General features: G+C 51.6%; 17 protein-coding genes. 8 read left to right on the top strand and 9 right to left on the bottom strand.

The window, feature by feature from the left end:
- The first annotated feature begins 19 nt into the window (after nucleotides 1–19).
- From VMX96_04905 to VMX96_04885, 5 genes are all read left to right on the top strand, one after another.
- Nucleotides 20–886, top strand: a complete 867-nt coding sequence (locus tag VMX96_04905; GenBank protein HUU63241.1) for a DegV family protein — start codon at nucleotides 20–22, stop codon at nucleotides 884–886.
- A gap of 424 nt (nucleotides 887–1,310) precedes the next feature.
- Nucleotides 1,311–1,958 carry an AAA family ATPase gene (locus tag VMX96_04900; GenBank protein HUU63240.1) on the top strand — a complete coding sequence of 216 codons (648 nt, stop codon included), beginning with the start codon at nucleotides 1,311–1,313 and terminating at the stop codon, nucleotides 1,956–1,958.
- Nucleotides 1,959–2,066: 108 nt separating this feature from the next.
- Nucleotides 2,067–3,563, top strand: coding sequence for a leucyl aminopeptidase (locus VMX96_04895; protein HUU63239.1), 1,497 nt, complete (start codon nucleotides 2,067–2,069; stop codon nucleotides 3,561–3,563).
- Nucleotides 3,564–3,693: 130 nt separating this feature from the next.
- Nucleotides 3,694–4,347, top strand: a complete 654-nt coding sequence (locus VMX96_04890) for an MBL fold metallo-hydrolase (GenBank protein ID HUU63238.1) — start codon at nucleotides 3,694–3,696, stop codon at nucleotides 4,345–4,347.
- A gap of 110 nt (nucleotides 4,348–4,457) precedes the next feature.
- The gene (locus VMX96_04885; GenBank protein HUU63237.1) at nucleotides 4,458–4,730 is read left to right on the top strand and encodes a glycosyltransferase family 2 protein; all 273 of its coding nucleotides are present in this window, start codon (nucleotides 4,458–4,460) and stop codon (nucleotides 4,728–4,730) included.
- Nucleotides 4,731–4,855: 125 nt separating this feature from the next.
- Here the strand turns inward: VMX96_04885 and rfbB are convergent, their stop codons facing one another.
- The 9 genes from rfbB to VMX96_04840 all read right to left on the bottom strand — a co-directional run bounded on the left by rfbB (nucleotide 4,856) and on the right by VMX96_04840 (nucleotide 17,048).
- Nucleotides 4,856–5,803, bottom strand: coding sequence for a dTDP-glucose 4,6-dehydratase (gene rfbB, locus VMX96_04880; protein ID HUU63236.1), 948 nt, complete (start codon nucleotides 5,801–5,803; stop codon nucleotides 4,856–4,858).
- Nucleotides 5,804–6,328: 525 nt separating this feature from the next.
- Nucleotides 6,329–7,180: a dTDP-4-dehydrorhamnose reductase gene (gene rfbD, locus VMX96_04875; protein HUU63235.1), complete on the bottom strand. Its 852-nt coding sequence runs from the start codon at nucleotides 7,178–7,180 to the stop codon at nucleotides 6,329–6,331.
- Nucleotides 7,177–7,638 (bottom strand): dTDP-4-dehydrorhamnose 3,5-epimerase family protein, encoded by a 462-nt coding sequence (locus tag VMX96_04870; GenBank protein HUU63234.1) that lies wholly within the window; start codon nucleotides 7,636–7,638, stop codon nucleotides 7,177–7,179. Before VMX96_04870 ends, rfbD begins: the two co-directional genes overlap by 4 nt.
- A 9-nt stretch (nucleotides 7,639–7,647) precedes the next feature.
- Nucleotides 7,648–8,715: a glucose-1-phosphate thymidylyltransferase gene (locus VMX96_04865; GenBank protein ID HUU63233.1), complete on the bottom strand. Its 1,068-nt coding sequence runs from the start codon at nucleotides 8,713–8,715 to the stop codon at nucleotides 7,648–7,650.
- A gap of 59 nt (nucleotides 8,716–8,774) precedes the next feature.
- The gene (gene glmS / locus VMX96_04860; GenBank protein HUU63232.1) at nucleotides 8,775–10,556 is read right to left on the bottom strand and encodes a glutamine--fructose-6-phosphate transaminase (isomerizing); all 1,782 of its coding nucleotides are present in this window, start codon (nucleotides 10,554–10,556) and stop codon (nucleotides 8,775–8,777) included.
- Between the two features lie 2 nt (nucleotides 10,557–10,558).
- Nucleotides 10,559–11,740 carry a bifunctional sugar-1-phosphate nucleotidylyltransferase/acetyltransferase gene (glmU, locus tag VMX96_04855; protein HUU63231.1) on the bottom strand — a complete coding sequence of 394 codons (1,182 nt, stop codon included), beginning with the start codon at nucleotides 11,738–11,740 and terminating at the stop codon, nucleotides 10,559–10,561.
- A gap of 30 nt (nucleotides 11,741–11,770) precedes the next feature.
- Nucleotides 11,771–12,976: a bifunctional sugar-1-phosphate nucleotidylyltransferase/acetyltransferase gene (gene glmU, locus VMX96_04850; GenBank protein HUU63230.1), complete on the bottom strand. Its 1,206-nt coding sequence runs from the start codon at nucleotides 12,974–12,976 to the stop codon at nucleotides 11,771–11,773.
- Between the two features lie 3 nt (nucleotides 12,977–12,979).
- Complete coding sequence (gene glmM / locus VMX96_04845; GenBank protein HUU63229.1) at nucleotides 12,980–14,266, bottom strand: phosphoglucosamine mutase; 1,287 nt, start codon at nucleotides 14,264–14,266, stop codon at nucleotides 12,980–12,982.
- A gap of 382 nt (nucleotides 14,267–14,648) precedes the next feature.
- Nucleotides 14,649–17,048, bottom strand: coding sequence for an oligosaccharyl transferase, archaeosortase A system-associated (locus VMX96_04840; protein HUU63228.1), 2,400 nt, complete (start codon nucleotides 17,046–17,048; stop codon nucleotides 14,649–14,651).
- Nucleotides 17,049–17,339: 291 nt separating this feature from the next.
- Between VMX96_04840 and VMX96_04835 the strand changes: the two genes are divergently transcribed.
- The 3 genes from VMX96_04835 to VMX96_04825 all read left to right on the top strand — a co-directional run bounded on the left by VMX96_04835 (nucleotide 17,340) and on the right by VMX96_04825 (nucleotide 20,636).
- Nucleotides 17,340–17,825, top strand: coding sequence for an SRPBCC family protein (locus VMX96_04835; protein ID HUU63227.1), 486 nt, complete (start codon nucleotides 17,340–17,342; stop codon nucleotides 17,823–17,825).
- A gap of 133 nt (nucleotides 17,826–17,958) precedes the next feature.
- Nucleotides 17,959–19,335, top strand: coding sequence for a condensation domain-containing protein (locus VMX96_04830; GenBank protein ID HUU63226.1), 1,377 nt, complete (start codon nucleotides 17,959–17,961; stop codon nucleotides 19,333–19,335).
- A complete protein-coding gene (locus VMX96_04825) occupies nucleotides 19,332–20,636 on the top strand; it encodes a DUF362 domain-containing protein (protein HUU63225.1) in 1,305 nt (434 codons plus the stop codon). Before VMX96_04830 ends, VMX96_04825 begins: the two co-directional genes overlap by 4 nt.
- The last annotated feature ends 166 nt before the right edge of the window (nucleotides 20,637–20,802 follow it).

Below are 20,802 nucleotides of genomic sequence, written 5' to 3'. Positions count from 1 at the left end.
TACGTCGATTGAGGAGGATATGATGAGAAAGGTTGGCATTGTTACCGACAGCACCGCTTGCATACCTGAAGAACTGGTGGCGAAGTATGACATCTGTATAGTGCCACTCATGATAATCTTTGAAGGCAAGAGCTATCGCGACGGGATCGACATGAGCCCCAGTGAAGTCTACAGGATTATGCGACGTAGGGAGAATCTCCCCACCACCTCCACCCCTTCGGCAGGTGATTTCCTCGGTGCCTATCGCCGGTTGAGCGAGCAGGCAGAAAGCATACTCTGTATCACACTCACATCGCAACAAAGCAAAATCTACGATACCGCGCTGGTAGCTAGAGATGTGGCCAAAGAGGTGCTAACCAACACTGCCATCGACGTGCTAGATAGCCGGGCGGTGGGCGGCGCCCTGGGGCTTATAGTCTTGGAGGCAGCTCGCGCTGCCAGCCAGGGGGCAGACATGGCTCAGGTGGCTGAGGTGGCACGCGGTATGATGCCCAGGGTACATTTCATAGCGATGTTGGATACCCTCTTCTATCTGGCCAGAACCGGTCGCACCGGCAGGGCACAGGCTTGGGCTGGCTCTCTATTAAAGATAAAGCCAGTCGTGGAGCATGCTACTTCCACAGGAGAAACGATGCCGGTAGCGCGTCCCCGGACCAAGACAAAGGCAGTAAAGCAACTCATGGACATTATGGCAGAACGGGTTGGAGACTCCCCGGTGCATGTCATCGTGCACCATGCCGATGAGCTGGAGGATGGGGAGAAACTCAAGGCTGATATTGCCTCCCGATTTAACTGTGTTGAGCTTTATCTAACCGAGTTCACCCCCGGTATGGGGGTTCACGCCGGCCCGGGAGTGCTTGCCATCACCTTTTATACTGAGGAATGAGAAACCCATTATTTTCAAGCTCAAGCTAAGCGAAACCTCAGGCAGCAATCTGGCTCATATAGATGGGTGACACTTTATATCGTGTTTTTAGACAACTTATCACTGCAAGACGTTTTGCGATAAATCAACCTTGGGGACAAGTGGAGTAAAAAACATCCGCTATGTACATTGGTTTTACTGAGACGAAGTTATAAAGGGGGCTCCAGAAGGGATTTTCCCCTCTGGCAGGGGTCTCCCCGATATATCGGGGGCAGAAATACATTTCAGGGCGGGTGGGAAAAGGTGAGAACTTCCTGGATAAGTACAAAGCCTCGACACCTATGGTGAAATCCCTTTATGTTCCCAGATAGCCCATGATATGGCAATAAAACCGGCATGCGACAATTGATAAAAGGCGAAAGGGACGTAAAGAGAGAAAAGACACATGGAAGATACCCAAACTAGAAGAGATGTGGAGCGACTGAGGGAAAGCCTGGGCGAATTGCCCGAGCCAACCATCAACCCGGCCTTCATCGTGGTAAGTGGCCTGCCAGGAAGTGGTAAATCCTACCTCTGCCGCCGGCTTGCCGAGCGCCTTTTATCTCTCCCCCCCCGACCCATAGCTTCATCTTCGCCCTCCGCAAACCCCAATTCTCCAACTTTCCCCATCCTGGAGAGCGATGCAATGAGACAATCCCTTTTCCTCACCCCAAACTATAGTCGCGGCGAAAGCGACCGCCTGTTTCAGGCTTGCTACATGCTCATTGAAGAACTGCTTGGAAAAGGCATCCCGCTTATCCTCGACTCCACAAACCTGATCGAGCGCCACCGGGAGCGCCTCTATCACATCGCTGAAAGCGCGGGGGCCAGGCTGATTCTGGTACGTGTTGAGGCACCCCCTGAATTAGTGCGTCAGCGCCTTAAGGACCGACTCTTGAGCCTAGACCCAGACGACAAATCCGAGGCTGACTGGAGTGTCTACCGGCAGATGAGCGCCACTTCCCAGCGCATTCGACGAAATCACTTCGCTGTCGATACTTCCAGGGATATCACCCCGGCAATCGATAGGATCGTACGTGAGGTGAATCGCTAAATTTTAGTAATTTCAGTGGGTTCAGTACCGGAGCCCCACCAGTAATGAGCCGATATCTCAATTACAGTAGGCTCGAAATAGGCAAAACCAACGAGGAGGAATAAGCAGATGGAGGTTAAGGTTGTATCAGGAGATATCACCGGGCTACCCGTAAGTGCCATCATAGTTAATCTCTTTGAAGGGATGAAAAAAACCAGCGGTGCTACGGCAGCGGTAGATAAGGCACTTGGCGGGCTTATTACCCAGCTCATCGCTGAGGGGGAGATCAAGGGAAAGCGCAACCAAATGACCCTGATTCATAGCATGGGTAAGATCGCGCCGCAGCGGGTGGTCGTCGCTGGCCTGGGGAAGGAAAAGGAACTAACCCTATCCGTGATTCGGGGGGTTGCTGCCGAGTCGTGTCGCTTCCTCAGAAAGGTTGGCGCGACGCAGGTGGCCACCATTGCTCACGGCGCAGGCGTGGGGGGTATAGACGTTGAGAAGTCGGCCCAGGCGGTAACAGAGGGCGCTATGTTAGGCCTTTACACCTTCCTCAAGCACCAAACCAAAGAAGCGGAGGAGGGGGAGATCGAGCAACTGCTCATCGTCGAGCGGGAGGAGGAAAAGCTCGCTTTGCTTAAGCGGGGGTGCGCCAGGGGACGGATAACGGCAGAGGCCACAAGCCTGGCCCGGGACATGGCCAACGAGCCGGCCAACTATATGACCCCTACCCATATGGCGGAGGTGGCGCAAAGGGTTGCCGGTGAGTGGGGGCTCGAGTGCCGCATCCTGGAGCAAGCGGATATGGAAAAGCTGGGGATGGATGCCTTCCTTGGCGTATCCCGGGGAAGCAGGCAGCCGCCAAAGCTTATCGTTCTCAGCTATAAGGGTGGCGATCCTCAAAGAAGCCCCCTGGGCCTTGTGGGCAAGGGTATAACCTTCGACTCCGGGGGTATCTCTATCAAGCCATCAGAGGGGATGGGAGACATGAAGGGGGACATGGCCGGTGGCGCTGCCGTTATCGCTGTCATGCGTGCCATCGGCGAGCTCGGGCCCGAGGTTAGTGTCACCGCGCTAGTGCCCGCAACGGAGAACCTCCCGGACGGTGCAGCCCTAAAGCCCGGGGATATTATACGGGCGTTAAATGGCAAGACCATCGAGGTCGTGAACACCGATGCCGAGGGGCGGCTCATCCTGGCCGATGCCCTCAGTTATGCTCTCAAGCTGGGGCTTTCCCCGGTGGTAGACATCGCCACGCTCACAGGTGCATGTCACATCGCCCTAGGCGATCTCTGCACCGGCGCCTTTGGCAATAATCAGGATCTAATGGATAAAGTGCTCAAGGCGGGTGAGGAGGCTGGCGAGTACATCTGGCAGATGCCCATGTATGAGGAGTACAGGGAGCAGAACAAGAGCGATGTCGCCGACACCAAGAACTCCGCGGGCAGATGGGGGGGTGCGATCACCGCGGCCCAGTTCCTCGCCGAATTCGTTGAGCAGACACCCTGGGTACACCTGGATATTGCCGGTCCTTCACGCGCCGAGAAGGACCGAAACCACCTAGTAAAGGGGGCAACCGGTGTTGCGGTTAGAACCCTAGTCAACCTCATCTTAGCCTATAAATAGGGATAGCAGAAATAGCACTTCGAATTTTCCGAACATTAAGCAAGGTTAGAATGAACTAATGGCCATGCTTTAGAAAGCGAGCTTCCAAGTAGTAGAGCATATTGAGTAGTACCAAAAAGGAGGGATAAAAATGAAGCTAAAATGGCTTGGTCACGCCGCTTTTCTTATTACATCGGAGGAAGGGGTCAAGATCATTACCGACCCCTTCGAGCCGGGGACATTCGGGGTCGATTATGGCAAAATAGAGGATGCGGCCGACATCGTGGTGGTAAGCCACGAGCATCCCGACCATAACTATGTCAAGAGTGTTCCCGGCAGCCCCCGGGTGGTGAGGGGCACCGGTAGGCATCAGGTGAAAGGCATCGAGTTTATCGGGATAGCAAGCTATCACGATGATAACGGCGGCAAGAAGCGGGGCCCGAATAACATATTCTGTTTTACCGTGGACGGCATAAGGTTATGTCACCTCGGCGACCTGGGGCATCAACTCAGCGACAAGCAGATCGCCGCTATCGGTGAGGTTGATGTCCTGCTCACCCCTATGGCAGGGAACTTCACCCTCGATGCTGCTGGAGCACACCGTATCGTCGATCAGGTTCAGCCCCGCGTGGTTATCCCCATGCACTATCAAACCGACAGGTGCCCCACTTTCCCGGTAAGCGATGTCGAGCCCTTCCTGGCTGTTAAGACCAATGTGAAGCGACTGGACACCGCTGAGGTGGAGCTTAAATCCGACAAGCTCCCCGCAGCCACAGAGATTGTGGTGCTTAAGCACGCCCTATAGCCCTCCACATTCCAGTCTGGCTTAGAGGAAAAGGTTTGTGGTATTATAGCAATAGTTCGCTTCTCTGCGATTATGTAAAATAAGGTAATCCCCAGCGTGAGAAAAAGGCAATGAAAGAGGTCTCTATAATCTTCCCTGCACTGAATGAGGAGGAGACGATCGGGAAGGTCATCGATGAAGTGCCTATGGAGGAGATACAAGGGAAGGGCTACCGGGCTAAGGTCATCGTCTTTGATAATGGGAGCACCGATAAGACCAGGGAGATCGCCGAATCAAAGGGAGCGCGGGTTATAACGGAACCACTCAGGGGGAAAGGCAGGGCAATAAGGACAGCCTTTGAATCGGTAGGTGGGGACTACATATTTATACTGGATGCCGATTAGGCATATATCATAACACATACAGGCTGTATTTGCACCGACTGGGAGATGTGTCAGCAAGAAGGCTTTGCTCTATATCGCCTGCACCGGCTATGCATTTGCAGTGGCAACAAACATAACATACTTGGTCACTTATTTATCTCTGAATACCAGCGGACAGTCTCGCTGAGGCCCTGGTCGAAGGGAACCCCAGGCTTCCAGCCCAGCTCACGCCTTAGCTTCTCGCTGCTCAGAGTATAGCGCCTGTCGTGACCGGGGCGATCGGGTACAGACTGAAGCAGATTTTCTGGTTTGCCGGTAATCTGCAGGATTTCTCGCGCAAGCTCGATATTAGCCCACTCATTGTCGCCCCCGATGTTATAGACCTCGCCAACCTTCCCTCTGTGCAGGATAAGGTCTATCGCCCGGCAGTGGTCAAGGACATGAATCCAGTCCCGCACATACAGGCCATCGCCGTAGATAGGGACCGGCTTACCCCGCAGGGCACTGAGAATCACCGTGGGGATGAACTTCTCAGCATGTTGCCTCGGTCCGTAGTTATTGGTGCAGCGGGAGATAACCACGGGCAGCCCGTAGGTTCGGTAGTATGCCCGGACCAGGAGGTCGGCGGAGGCCTTGCTGGCGGAGTAGGGCGAATTGGGACGTATGGGAGATTCCTCAATGAATCGCTCCGCCGAGTCAAGCTCAACGGCTCCATAAACCTCGTCGGTTGAAATCTGGCAGAAAAGCTTGACCTCGTGCCTGAGCGCCGCATCGAGTAATACCTGAGTCCCCAGGACATTGGTCGTAATGAAGACCTGGGGCTCAACGATGCTCCTATCGACATGGGACTCGGCGGCGAAGTTTATGACCGCATCGACCCCTGGCATAAGCCCGTCCACCAGCTTCCCATCCTCGATCCTGCCTTGAATAAACCTGTGACCGGGATTTTCCACTATCTCCTTCAGGTTCTCCATGCTTCCGGCATAGGTTAGGGCATCGAGGTCCAGTATATGGTAGTCGGGATGCTGCTCAAGCATATAGTGAACGAAATTGGAGCCAATAAAGCCCGCGCCTCCGGTTACAAGTAGCCTCATCATTTGATTAACCTCACCCCCTTGTCCCTTTCTCTTCAATCAACAATCACTCTTGTCATCGCGAGTGGAGCGAAGCAATCTCGCTTTCTCTCACCTCCACAAGGCTTGCTTCGTCCCCCGATAAAGCAGGGTCCTCGCAAAGACATAGGGCCCCTCTATCCCCCTCTTCTCTATTAATAATAATCGACCTGATCATTACCTTAATCCGTGGATCGAAAGAGAAGATTGCCCATCTCCTACAGTACCTGTCACTGCCCGCCTCCTACTGTACTGTCATTGCCCGACTTGATCGGGCAATCCAGAAACTGGCTCAGCATGCTTCCTGGATCATCCGGTCAAGCCGGATGATGACCCCTTATAAGAGTCGAACGCAAATCTAAGCTGATCCGCTTGGATTAGCAACCATCAGGCGGCCCTTTGAATCTGAACTCACGGATTAAGGTCATTACGGGAGTTATCGTTAATCCCACTCCCGCCGCACTCCCCTTGTTGCGAGACTAAAGCCCCCTCCCGCAAGTCGGACAGCTATCCCCTGGTATCTCTTCGTTCGATATACTCCTTAAGCGCCTCCCTCCAGGAAGGCATTTCCCTGCCTAAGACCCGGGGAAGAGGGAAAGGGTCAAGGATGCTGTTCTGAGGTCTCATTGCCGGTCTGGGAACCTGATCCGAGGTAACCGGAAGAACCTCCACGTCCATTTCGCAGATCCTGAAGATCTCCCTGGCGAAGTCGTACCAGGTGGTAGGCTCGGAGTTTGTGATGTGGTAAATCCCGTAGCGCCTCGTTTCGATAAGCTCAACAACCGCCTGAGCGAGGTGGTAGCTCCAGGTGGGGCACCCTTTCTGGTCCTTTACCACAGATATCTGCTTTTCTCTTTGCCCGAGCTCCGTCATGGTCTCTATAAAGTTTTTACCATGGAGTCCAAATAGCCAACTGGTGCGAATGAGGTAAAACCTGCTGAGAAGCCACAGTAGATACCTCTCACCGAGTAGCTTTGAGCGACCGTAGGCGCTTATGGGGTTGGGCTCATCATAGATTGTATAAGGTCCTTCCTTGACACCGTCGAAGATATAGTCGGTACTGAAATGGACTAAAGGGATGTCCCTCTGCTGGCAGGCAAGGCAGATGTTCTGAACACCGAATCCGTTTGCTAAAAGCGCCTGGGGCTCCTCTTTCTCCGCCTCATCCACCTTGGTATAGGCAGCGCAGTTAATTACAAGCTCAGGCTCGAACTCATCCACCGCGGTTCTAACAGCCTTGAGATCGGTAATATCGAGCTCATTATGGGGTAGTGCCACAATTTCATATCCCCGCTCTGAAAGGCAGATAGTGAGGTCTCTTGCCAGCATCCCCCCAGCACCGGCGACAAGCACCTTCATCCCATCTTTACCTCCCATTTGTAGGGGATGGATGGATCATCGTAGGGGAGACGATACTCATCGGGCTCTTCATAGTTATAGAGCTCGGTGGGGAAGTTGACAATCATAGCTATCTCATTTCCCACAGCGGTAAAGCCATGATATATGAGGGATGGGATCTTTACCAGGATAGGATTCAGGGTCCCGATGTAAAACTCGTTTATCATGCCCCTTGTCGTAGAGTCCTCACGGGCATCGTAGAGGGCGAGCTTGGCAACACCATGAACGCAGGTGAAGTGGTCGATCTGAAGCTTGTGGTAGTGCCAGGCCTTGATTACACCCGGATAGCAGGTGGTCACATACGCCTGCCCAAATTTGTCAAACACCTCCCAGTCCCGGCGCATCATCTCCATAAGCCAACCCCGCTCATCAGGGATGAGGCGGAGCTTTTGCACCTTGACACCGAATAAGTAGTCCATCTTGACCTCTTAAAGTTCTATTCTGGCATCATCGCCGACAAAGAGTTTTATCGCCCTGAATCTTTCGTCCGCTTTCTGGAGTTCGACCCCGCTGCCTATGATACTATCCTCCAGACGCTCAATGCGATAAATACGGCTATTTTCTAAAATAACCGAGTGCTCTATGGATGAATCCTCTATTACTGTGCCAGCGCCTATGCTTGTAAAGGGGCCTATTAACGAATTCCTGATCTGACACCTCTCAGCAATGGATACGGGGCCTCGAACGGTGCTCCCTTCTATCTTAGCCCCTTCTCTAATCTCAACCCTTCCCGCGACCTGGCTCTTAGAATCAACATCGCCCTTGATACTCGGCTGCAGCAGATCGTCGAGCACCACCCGGTTTGCCTCCAGCAGGTCATCCTTCTTCCCGGTATCCAGCCACCAGCCCTTCAGGATGTGGCTTTGAACCGTCTTCCCCAGGTCAAAGAGCTTCTGGATGGCATCGGTTATTTCCAGTTCCCCTCGCCAGGATGGCTTAATCTGAGCTATTGCCCTGTGGATTTCAGGCGTGAAAAGATAGGCACCGACCAGGGCAAGGTTGCTCTTGGGTTCTTTCGGCTTTTCCACCAGCCGCACCACTTTACCCGAGGGATCGAGCTCGGCAACACCGAAAAAACGGGGGTCGCTAACCTCCTTCAGCAGAACCAACGCATCAGGCCTGAGGCTATTGAATTCGTCAACGAAAGCCTTGACACCGCCCTGAATTAGATTATCGCCGAGGAACATGAGAAAGGAGGAGCTGCCAAGGAAGTCCTGGGCTGTTTCCACAGCATGAGCGAGTCCCAAGGGCTCCGGCTGTAAAATGTAGGTAATTTTAGCCTGCCACTTCGAGCCATCCGCTACAACCTCCTTTATCCGGTTGCCCGTCTCCGGCGAAACGATAATGCCGATATCGGTAATTCCTGATTCTATTACCTGGTCCAGGACATAGAAAAGAATGGGTTTATTGGCTACAGGGAGAAGCTGCTTGGCGACGGTATGGGTAATGGGCTTGAGTCGTGTGCCGGTGCCACCAGCCAGTATCAAAGCTTTCATCTGATTTCCCTTCATGTATCAGGATGGAATGATGTTCTACACCCACCCATGATGGCATTTCACTTCACGGTGACGCTCTTTGCCAGGTTCCTGGGCATGTCTATAGGGCAGCCCCTCTCTTTAGCGGCATAATAGGCCAGGAGCTGCAAAGCAACCGAGTTAATCACCGGTGATAATATAGAACTAACACCGGGTACACGGATGACGTGGTCTACGAATTGTTCTATGTCCTCATCATCTTCACCAGCCAGGGCAATCACTGGTGATTCCCTGGCCTTTATCTCCTTTATATTTGCCAGCATTGCTTCATATGTATCATCCCTGGCAGTAATGGCGATGACCGGGGTATCGGGTGTGAGTAAGGCGAAGGGGCCATGCTTGATCTCCCCTGCAGGATAGCCCTCGGCATGGATGTAGGATATCTCCTTGAGCTTCAAGGCCCCCTCAAGTGCCACGGGGAAATTGATTCCCCGGGCAATGAAGAAAGCACTATCATACGTTGATAGATATTTGCCAAACCGAGCGATCTTTTCCTCGTCATCCAATATAAGCTGCACTCTGTCCGGCAATACGCTCAGCTCACCGATCAGGCCCTGGAGAGATCTGATATCCATTTTTGCCTCAGATAGAGCCAATAGATAAAGCGCCATTAGCTGAGCGATAAAGCTCTTGGTAGCAGCTACACTTATCTCCGGGTGTGCCTTAATGTAGAATGTTTGATCAGCGATCCGGGTGACGCTACTTCCAATGCAGTTGGTAATGGCCAGGGTTTTACATCCCATCTGCTTCGCCTTTTTTAAAGCTCCCAGTAAATCAGCGGTCTCGCCAGATTGGGTGATTCCAATCACCCAGGTTTTGCCCAACACAGCGTCAGAGTGGCTGAACTCAGAGGCTATCTCCACCCTTACCGGTACTCTGGCTATCCTTTCCAGCAAACATCTACCTACAAGACCGGCATGATAGGAGGTGCCACACGCCAGCAGCAGGACGTCCTCGAAATCAGTGCGCTCCAGCCCCAGGTCAACCGCTGGCTCTATGGCAGATATATATCCCCCCAGGGTATCCCTTATCACCCTAGGCTGCTCGTGTATCTCCTTGAGCATGAAGTGCTCATAGCCACCCTTCTGAGCGTCCTCCAGGGTCCAGGGGATCACGTTGGTCTCCCTCCTCACCTCACAGTCCTGGTTTAAGAGCCTTATCGCATCCCCGGTGATAATACCTACATCCCCATCCTCCAAATATATCACCCTGTCAGTATAGTCCAGCAGTGCAGGCACATCCGAGGCGACGAAGTTCTCCCCATCACCAACACCTATTACAAGCGGGCTATCATTTCTAGCTACCAGTAGCTCTTCATGGTTCGCTGCGAGCACGATCAGGGCGTAGGAACCCTTAACATCTGCGAGTGCCCTTTTTACCGCTTGCTCCAGATCGCCCTGGTAATACCTCTCGATCAGATGCGGCATCACCTCGGTATCCGTCTCGGAGAGGAATCGATGTCCCTCCCCGGTTAGCTCATCTCTGAGCTGCTGGGAGTTATCTATCACCCCATTATGCACCACAGCGATATTACCACTGCAATCCGTGTGGGGGTGAGCATTGGACCTGGAGGGTTTACCATGGGTCGCCCATCTGGTATGGCCGATGCCCAGCTTGCCATTATCCCGGGGCAGAGCTTTCTCCAGTTGCTGCACCCTTCCCACATCCTTGCTGACCTTGATGGTGCTACCCAGGACAGCAATTCCACAGGAATCGTATCCCCTATACTCCAATCTCTTCAATGATTGGAGTAGTATGGGCTGGGCATCCCTGCCCCCAATGTAGCCCACGATGCCACACATAATTACATCACCAGGCTTCCATCTGGTATCTTACCCGAGAGCAACTTCAGCGCCCGTACGCGGGAGTGATTACCAATTATCACCCCCGGTCTAGCTATCACATTGTCCTCTATATCGCAGTGCTCACCCACTACCGCCCCGGTATTCACCTTATGATATTCGCCCTCAACCTCTATTACCGCTTCGCCGCTAAAGGCCGAAAAATGCCCCCCCAGAACCGAGCCGCGATCGACAATCGTGTCCTCCAGTATAGAACCCGGGCCTATGCGGGCGCCGTTTCCGATAGCGCTGTTCCTGACCTGGCCGAAGGGGGATATGGTTACCTGATCACCGATGCTTGTTGCGGGGAATATGCAGGCGTGCGGGCCTATCTCCGAGTTCTCCCCGATTATAAGCGGTCCTACCAGATAGCAGCCAGCCCTGACCACTGTCCCCCTCCCTATGGAGACCGCTCCTTTCAAGGTCACGCCTTTCTCAACGGTGCCCGCCACGCTCTGCGATATGTCACCCAGCGCTATATCATTTAACCTCAATATATCCCAGGGGTACACAGCATCGAGCCAGGTATCGTCCGTCTCTTGAGCCGCTATATGATAACCCCGGGCCACCATATTCTTGAGCACCATCGGGAGTTCGCGCTCTTCTTCTATAAACTCCAGTATGCCCCGGTCAAGAGCATAAATGCCGGTATTTACCAGCTTGCTCGTCGCTTCCTGGGGCTTCTCCACGATCTCCTCAACCATCCCCTTTTTAGCAGTCACCACGCCATACTTGGATATGTTTTCCTGCCTTTTTACCAGGATGATGCCCGGTTTTGCCTCAATAAGCCGAGCGATAGTATCAGGCTTGATGATGTTATCCCCGGGTAGGACCAGGAAGCTATCCCCAACCACGTCTCTGGCTTGCCTCAAGGCATGAGCAGTGCCCAATTGCTGCCTCTGCACTACATAATCGATCTCCACGCCGAACTTCTCCCCGGAGCCGAAATAGTCTTGAACCTGTTCCTTCCTGTAGCCAACCACCATTACGATATGCCGCACGCCGTTAAGCGCCAGCGCCTCGACTACATATTGCAGTATCGGCTTATTGGCTATGTGGATCATCACTTTTGGCTTCAGGACAGTAAAGGGCCTGAGCCTCTGCCCTTCACCAGCGGCCAGTATCACTGCCTGCTCTATCCTCATAGTAAACCCCCAAAAACCATGCTCGTCAGCCTATCCAAATATCCTTGAGTTAGGCGCTATGACGCCGCTTGCCACCGCTCCGGCACCGATATAGGTGTCATTTCCTATGAGGCTTCCTGCATCGATGCAGGCATTGATCCCGGTCTGAACCCCATCCCCTAAAATAGCCCCCAGCTTATGCCTCCCGGTATTGATGCCCATCGCCTTGATTTCCCCCTTGTCAAGCCGAAGATTTGCGATCTTGGTACCAGCTCCAAGATTGCAACCTTCACCAATGATGCTGTCCCCCACATAGTTATGGTGTGGGATCTTGCTGTCTCTCATAATGATGGAGTTTTTCACCTCTACAGCACTGCCGATATGGCAGTTGTCGCCGATGGATGTGCTGGGGCGAATATAGCAGCTAGGGCCTATCTCACAGTTCTCCCCGATTACCACCGGCCCTTCGATATATGAATTTGCCCTTATCACCGTACCCCTTCCTATAGACACCAATCCCCTAATCACCGCGTTTCCCTCCTGAGACCCCAGGTTCTCGGATGCGACCCTGGGCATAAGAGCTTCATTCCCCGCCAACAGGTCCCAGGGGTAGCTCAAGTCAAGCCAATGGTCGATCATCTCATAGGAAACTATATACCGCTCGTCTATCAGAAGTTGCAATGAGTCTGTTATCTCATACTCACCCCTGGGTGATTTCTTGACCCTTGATGCAGCATTGAAAATGTCCGGAGTTAGAAGGTATAGCCCGGCATTGGCCAGATTAGAGGGGGGCTCTGCCACCTTCTCATAGATGCGCACCACCTGGCCCTCCCCTACCTCTACCACCCCCAAATCCCGTGGGTTCGTCACCTCTGCCAGGCTCAAGGTAATCTCATTTTTAGTCACCATCCTGCGGATGTCCTTTTCCCCCACAATTACGTCACCGTTTATCAGCAGGAATTTCCCATCCACAGATCTCTCGACCATCCTCAGCGCGTGGGTGGTACCTAACTGCTTCCTCTGCATAACATACTCTATAGTTACCTGCCAACCATCGCCATTGCCAAAATATTGGCGCACAGTGTCACCGTGGTAGCCCACAACGAATATGAACTCCCTGATGCCCGCCTCCCTGGCCTCAAGCAGGAGGTGCTCCAAGATAGGCTTATTGGTTAAAGGGAGCATAACCTTGGGCCGGGTATAGGTAAGGGGGTGCATCCTTTTACCTTCCCCGGCGGCTAATATAACCGCCTTCATGCTCTACCCCTTTTTACACTCCTTTATGGCCTGGATGCCCAGATCATATAGTTGCTTTGACCTGGACTGAGTCCTAGCCTCAACAGTTAGCCTGATCTTGGGCTCGGTGCCGGAGGGCCTTATCAGCAGCCACCCATCTTCAAAGTTAAGTCTAAGACCATCTATGGTGTCAACCGAAACCGGCTCCATTTCCATCAATCTCCGTTCCACCCTCTCCATTATAACCCCCTCCCCCCCGACACTGCCCCGAAGAACCGGGTACGAGGCTAGATCATCGAGCAGCTTTGAGAGCCTTTTCTCGCAGGCTATGTGGACAAGCTGAGCAGCGGCATAGATGCCATCAGGGCAATAGGAGATAGAGGGAAATATCCAGATTCCCGAGGGCTCCCCGGCAAAATCCCCACCCCGCTTAAGCTCCTCGGAGACAAAGGCATCCCCCACCCTGGTCCTTATGACCTTAAAGCCCGACTCCTCTATAGCCATGGAAGCGTCAACCGTAGTCACTACCTGCCCCGCCCCGAGCTCCCGGGCGAAAAGGACCAGCAGCTTATCTCCAGAGACAAATCTACCAGCATCATCCACCGCTATCATCCTATCGCCGTCTCCATCGTGGGCAATCCCCAAATCGGCACAGGTACCTTTTACAATCTGCACCAGCATGCCCAGGTTCTCCGGGATTGGCTCAATGCCCCTGGGGAAATGGCCACTGGGATCGCAGTTGAGTGCCAGCACCTCACACCCCATCCTCCTCAATAGATGCGGGGTGACCTGAGAGGCAGCACCACAGCCGCAGTCCAATACTACCCTCAGCCTCAACCCGCTGCCAAAGTCCCTCAGGATGCGTTCGACATGTTCCTCAATTGCTTGCGTGTAGATTCTTGAGGGCTCCATCGCCTCCCACGATGCCAGCTCCAGAGCCCGGTTCCCTATCATATCCTCTATGCGCTCTCTTTGGGCGGAATCAAAGGCGGAGCCATCGGGGTTAAATAACTTGATGCCGTTATACTGCGGCGGGTTGTGCGAAGCGGTGAGCATAGCGCCAGCCTCAAACTTGCTGGCAGCATAGGCCAACGTGGGCGTGGGGATGGTTCCAGCATCGTAGCATCTGGAGCCCGCAGAGAGCATGGCAGAGATGAAAACATGCTTCAAGGCACTGGTTGATGTCCTGGTGTCACCGCCTACCACAACTTGGCGATAGGAACTACCCACAGATAGTCCAACCTCAAACAACAGCTCGAGGAACTCCCTGTTAACTACATCTCGTATTCCTGAAGAACCAAAAAGCTTCATATTTACGCCGCCCCACCTCAGGATTTGCTCAGGCTTTTATGTCGACAAGCCTATCTGCGAACTATAGCAAGCACCTCAAACGATGTCAAGGTAAAAAAGGCCCCCATCTAGTTAATCGGCTTGCCCTTGATACATAATTCTCACGCAATAGAATCTCTCATCCCTAAAGGATATAACTACGAGCTACCCATGCCATCATCCAGACTGGGCTCCGCTAAGCACAAATGACACAAATGGCCTTGTCAAGCCATTTGGTCTAAGTACCCAAGACCTAAACTCCGATAAAACCCCTGAGGAGATTGATGATTAGTGAATCACCCCGCAGCAAGCTGAGAGGCATCTGGAAATGATTGGCCAAGGCGACTTGACAGAATAATTCGGGCTAGGGTGAGTACTCAAGAATTTTCACGTAGGAGATTACCTCATCCCCCCACTCTATCTTCGAAGTAGACTCATGAATTAGTTCGTAGTGTTCCATTTTCTCCAGGGGTACAGGGCTGATAAAGGGGTGTGCGCCTATTATTATATAATCTGGATGGTCATCGATAAATGCCTTAGCCTCCTCATAGGTGGGAAAGGGCAGGCCCTCATTAGCAGCGCCAGTGATCACCCTGTATTTATTCCCCTGTTCATCTACCCTTTCCTCGTATGAGATTGCCCAGGTGGAACTCTGTGGAACTACCGCCTCTCCCCCGAAATTGTAAAGTCTGGAACACATAGATTGGTAATATTCAGGGTAATACAGATATTGATATCCTTGGATTCCTTCCGAGGTTGTCTGATAGTACATCTCATAATAGTCAGATGTGTTTTCCCCCGCCCAGGTGGGCATGACATGGAATTTGGTGATAGACATCTCAAAGTCAAGGATTACATATTTGGAGCCCAGATCATCGAGCACCTGGTTTGCTGAGGCTTCATCCTGAGCGGTGAAGAACTGAGCTGCCTCCCTGGCACGTGACTGACCCGCCGGGCTGGCATTCGGCATGCGGTGGGCGATGCGGGTAATCCAATAGCCATAGTCCCACCAGCTCATCACACCGTATGCCGATTCGGGATAATCGTATTCTTCTCCCACTGAAGGTTTCTCATATAATTCATAGTAGAAAGCAGGGTCTTGGAAGGGGTCGGCGGAATTTTCCCTCAACCAAACCAGCGAGCTATGCCAGGCATCATTAGGGCCCCAGGGATTTTCAGCAGTAGTTCTTGCCTCCCCAATGTTGGGGTAAAATGCCAGGAAGAATACGATTATTACAGCCATGGCCCTGGAGACATATCTCGGTTTGAGGTAGATAAACCCCGCTTGCTCTTCCCTCCTTCCAGCTTTGCCCCTCTTCTCCCTTTTATCACCGGACGATGGCTCCCTGAAGCCAATTAAGTCGAAGACTTTCGAGATCCACCCCGGTATCCTCCAGCAGAAGTAGCCGGTTAGCAGGGCGACATTCACCGCAAAATAGTAAGCAAATCGGACCTGCCCCACCATAGCCACCAGCATTACAACGCTCCAGACAAGTAGCAATACTTTCTCAGCGCTTTTCTCCCTTACCGCAGCATATATTAGTAGCAGGAGCGCTATGGGGACGATGAAGAAGCCGGTGGTGAAATAATACCATACGCGGTGTTCCGTTAGTGAGGTGATATCAAACCCGGAGAATATCCCCCTCGCCTCCATTACGGTTTGTGTGGTAACCGATGGCGTAAATACTTTAAATCTTCCAAGCATCAAGTGGAGCAGGGAAGGATCGACAGCGTAGAAGATACCCACCGCCGCCAAACCGAGACACGCAAGCGCCAGAGGATAGTAGAATCGCTTCATATTCCTATAAGCCACCAGCCGGGAAACGCCACTTAGTGCCAGAGGAATCAAAACAGCGATAGCAAGCGAAACGTTTAACATTCCCCCGTAGTTAGGTAAACTGGAAAAGGGAATAACCATGATTAGTGCGATAAGGAATATCGGCACCCCGATGATGCAAAGGTAGTCGGTTGAGCTGCCCCTCAGGTGATCGATGATGTATTGAATTATCATATAGGTAACTATTATGAAGACAAATAGCAACGCACCAGTCCAGGACAGGAGGTATATTCCCATGGCTATCCCGGCTAACAGGGCGTAGAGTAAGGGTTTCCTGATATTTGCCCAGTCCCTGCTAAGTATGTGCCCAAATGATATCTCTCCTTCCTTTGCCCGCCTGATTGCCAGTATCAGGAACATGACCGCTGTAGCGCTGAAGAGGACCTCGGCGGCATGGTGGTCGGTAAATCCCAGCAGGGAGCGGAACAGGAATTCACCCGGCAGGATGGCAATCAAACCGGCAGCGAGCAACCCGGCATTCCGATTAAAGAGCTCTTTGCCGATAAAGTATACCGGCACCGTAACCAGTGCCCCCAAAATAGCGGGTAAGTATGCGCCCACCGTCTCTATGGTATATTGGGTGGGACTGCCCAGTCCAATGACCCATATGAGAAACCCCAGGAACAGGTCGAAGAAGGGGGCAACACCCACAACTTGTCCACCGGGATAAAGGGCATAGGGATCAAAAAGAATGCGGTGGGGGAAATTGTGCACCAAGTTCTCCACCAATCGCATGTGAGTCCAGGGGTCATTCCCCCCGAATCTGACCCAGTCGCCAAGGAAAACGTTGTCCTGAGGCGGGCCTGTGCGAAGATAGAGGGCAATACCAAAAATCGCAACCAGTATTAAGCCGTAAATCGCCTTCTTCGGGTGCGTTACTAATAAGAGGATGGCGCAGGCGATTAGCCCCCACGCCACAAGGGGCATTACTGGCCCCCCTGCTACTAATAAGAGCAAGGCAATACCCAAAAGTATTAAGAAGAGTATTATGCCTTGCCTTACCCTCTTGGGGAGACTGTTTCTAAGCTTCTCCAGTTTTTCTATTAGACTAACCATTACTCTTACTAGCAATACTGCTATCCTTGCCTGGCATTCTACACTAGACGTTCATTGTTGACAAGATAGCGTATTCGTCCGGTAAATTTGTGACGCGTCACCGTTCGTCTATTAGTTGTTGTCATATCGAGTGAAGAGAATCGATCTCACCTGATAGCGGGCTTGACAGCCAGAGGCGATGAGCGTATCATCACCAAGCCTGAAGCTGGGATGCGAGGGGAGAAAGTCATGAGGTTTAGCAGCAGTGTTGAGATCAATGCCCCGGTGGAGAAGGTCTGGTCATTAATTGACAAGCTTGAAGAGTGGCCCCAATGGATGCAATCCATCAAGAAGATTGAGAGGGTCTCTGAGGGACCTTTGGCAATAGGCTCACAGCTTTCTGTTACAGCTAGGGTGAGCAGGCTCACCGTCAACCTGCTTATGACGATCTCCGAATTTGTCCCGGAACGTTCCGTGGTCATGCAGGGAAAAGCCCTGGGCACCAACTTGACACGCTTCTATTTCTTGGAACCTGTAAATGGCAAGACGAAAGTCACAATAGGTGGCGAGGTCTCAGGGCTGCTGGCATGGATGGCACGCCGAGGTGGAAAGGCAGTATCATATGAGATTGCGCAAGCGGCAAAAAAGAGGTTCGAATCACCGGGATAGCTAGCCAGGGAACCTGTATGGGAACGGCTATAACCCAGTCAACTTGAACATGTCCAGCCTCAACCTGAACCCACGACATGATTCCGGTGACCCGCTCCATTCGATCCCGTTCAAAAATACTGTGTGAAGAAAAATGAAAAGGCGCGGCAGGTCAATACCACTGAACTGCGTTGATAAATGCGAGCTAGCTCTAGATGACATAAACGAGCCCGCGCTTCTTCACGCAATCTTAAACCTCGAAGGGGAAATAGATCACGTTAGATTGAATCAGGCAATTTTATCCGCGCAGGAAGCTCATCCTATAATGAGAACCATCCTACGAAGCAAATATTTCAGGCCTTTCCGCGAGATACAAGAGGTTCTTGGGAAGGGAGTACTCACGGTACAAGACCTGGCCGAACTCCAGGATGCGGACTATGAGAGATATCTTTCTGAATGGATGAACCAGCCCATGGATATTAGAAAGGGCTTCCCGGTCAGGGTCCTTCTGTTGAGGAAAAATGAGGCCGAATCCACGCTGGCTTTCACTTACCATCACTCTGCAACGGATGGACTACGCGGTATTCTTTTCATCAGGAAGGTAATTGAAAGTTACAACAACGAGATCTCTGTGGATACTAGACCGTCAGAAGATATACGTATATCCCGCAAAGGGGATGAATTGCTGAAATTTGCCCGCAGCCAAAGGCCAAGGGTAGAGCACTACTACATGAAAATAATCGCTAGTCTTTTCCATCGATTTGTAATAGCCGCCTATCCGCCGCCGACAAGGGTATTCCATGATAGGTCAGGACATTCAAAAGAACTTCACCTTTGTAATAAGCTAATAAGCCCAAGGGAACTGGGACAGATGGAGTCCAAAGCAAGATCAGCTGGTGTCGAGCTTAACGATGTTTTTCTGGCTGCGTGTTACAGGGTTGTAGAGAAATGGAACAGTATGCACGGAAAAGTCAGTAAAAAGATACGCATAATGGCTCCGGTAAATATAAGCCCAAAGGGATTTGGGAACGTTGTTTCAAATCAGGCATCCTGGATTTCCCCGGCAACCACTCCCGAAGATAGGGCTGATCCGGCAAAGCTATTGAGAAAAGTAAGGGCAGATAACCTATATGCGGCCAAGAATAGAATGGTATTCTCCCTGGTTTACTTCTATTACTTTTGCTCACTATTTCCTCTGGTGGTCATGAGAGGAATGTGCAGGTTCCTTATGATTACCCGAACCTACGTTGATACCATTCTCTTTACCAATGTAGGCGTGGTTTGGCCAAAAGTGGGCTCCGAAGAACCCGCTGTAACCAGCATAGGTAGCTCTAAAATAGTAAATGTTACAGGCTCAGCCCCTGTGGTAACCCCAATGGGACTGAGCATCAGCGCTAATAGCTACAATAAAAGTCTAAACATCTCTCTCACCTATAGATCTGCCCTTTTCTCGGAGGAAAAAGCTCAAATGTTTTTGGATCTATATATAGAAGAGATAAAAAACTACCCAGTCGGTCCGGAGGGATTATGACAGTATCGCTGGTGAAATTCGATGGTTCCCTGGATTCGTTTCGCAAGGCCATCGAGCTGTGTGACGGATTTGGGAAACTGAACAGGAACGACAAAGTCCTGATAAAACCTAATAACTGTTTCAGACACAAAATAATGCCTCCCTACGGCATGGTGACCACCTCAAAAATCATAGACGGTATCGTACAATTGCTGCTTGAACATGGCTGCAAAGATATTTCTATCGGCGAAGGTGCTATCATCGGCATACTTGATGAACTTGATCCATATACCAAACGAGGCTTTAAGGGTACCGGCATTGACAGGGTGGCTGAAAAATACGGTGTTAGACTGATCGATTTCAACCAGGGCCTCTTTCAGGAGTTGGATCTAGGAGGGGTAAAGGCTCAAGTTTCTATAGCAGCTCTGGAGGCCGACTTTCTAATCAACGTGCCGGTACTAAAAACCCACTTTCAAACGAAGGTCTCTCTGGGTTTTAAAAATTTGAAGGGGTGTCTCAGTAAAGCTTCAAAACAAAGGTTTCATATTACTAATCGACTGGACTCTCTAATTTGTCTTCTAAACGAAGCTATCGAGAGCGACCTAGTCATAATCGATGGAATATATATGCTGGAGAAGGGGCCAGAAGCCCTCGCTGGTGTGGCCCACCGCAAGGATTTGATTATAGCAAGCCCAGACATATTCGAGTGCGACATTGTCGGGTCAACTATCCTGGGAATTGATCCGTCACAAGTCGACTATCTGAGGGAATTTGCCGAAAGGCATAATCGATCTCTCGATATCGGCGCAATTCAAATTAAAGGAGAGGATTTAGAATCTCTCAAGGAGCAGCTCGAATGGCAAGTTGAACCAGACAAAGAATTACTGACCCCATCAGGAGTAACAGGACTTTCGGCTCCACCCCCGGGACAGACTCTTTGTTCTGCATGCGGCGCTACGCTCGCCCTGGCAGTATCAGTACTCGGCAAAGATAACCCTAAAATGGATTTTGGCGGTGCCGAGTTATACTATGGGCTTGAATTGAGGCCAGATAGAGATACTCACAATATTTTTCTTTATGGCGACTGTGCAGTTAAACGTAATAAGGGTTTACAGAATGCCACCAAGATAGAAGGGTGTCCCCCATCATTGACTACCACTCTTCTTACCCTGATGAAAGCACTTCTCAGTAAGCCAAGGATGCTCAGAATGATCCTTCTGAGAGCCATGAAGCTAGTGGGTATCAGGCTTGGGGTATACCACGAGCTTTTCCCGGGATGGGAGCGATACCAATCCAAAGAATTTGATAAAGCCCACTTCTAACTAATGAACTACACGACCATTTATGAATGTGGTTTATACTAATCTGACTTTGCTTCTACTTAATATGATGAGACTGCTGAAAAAGAGGTGCCCCGATATCGGGGCTGGGGGTCTCCCCGATGTATCGGGACAGCTTAAAAAAAGTCCCCCAAGATCGGGGGATTTG

The sequence above is a fragment of the Dehalococcoidia bacterium genome (assembly GCA_035528575.1).
Lineage (GTDB): Bacteria > Chloroflexota > Dehalococcoidia > E44-bin15 > E44-bin15 > DATKYK01.
Note: the sequence above shows the minus strand (reverse complement) of the source record. Positions and strands in the feature narration are given on the sequence as shown.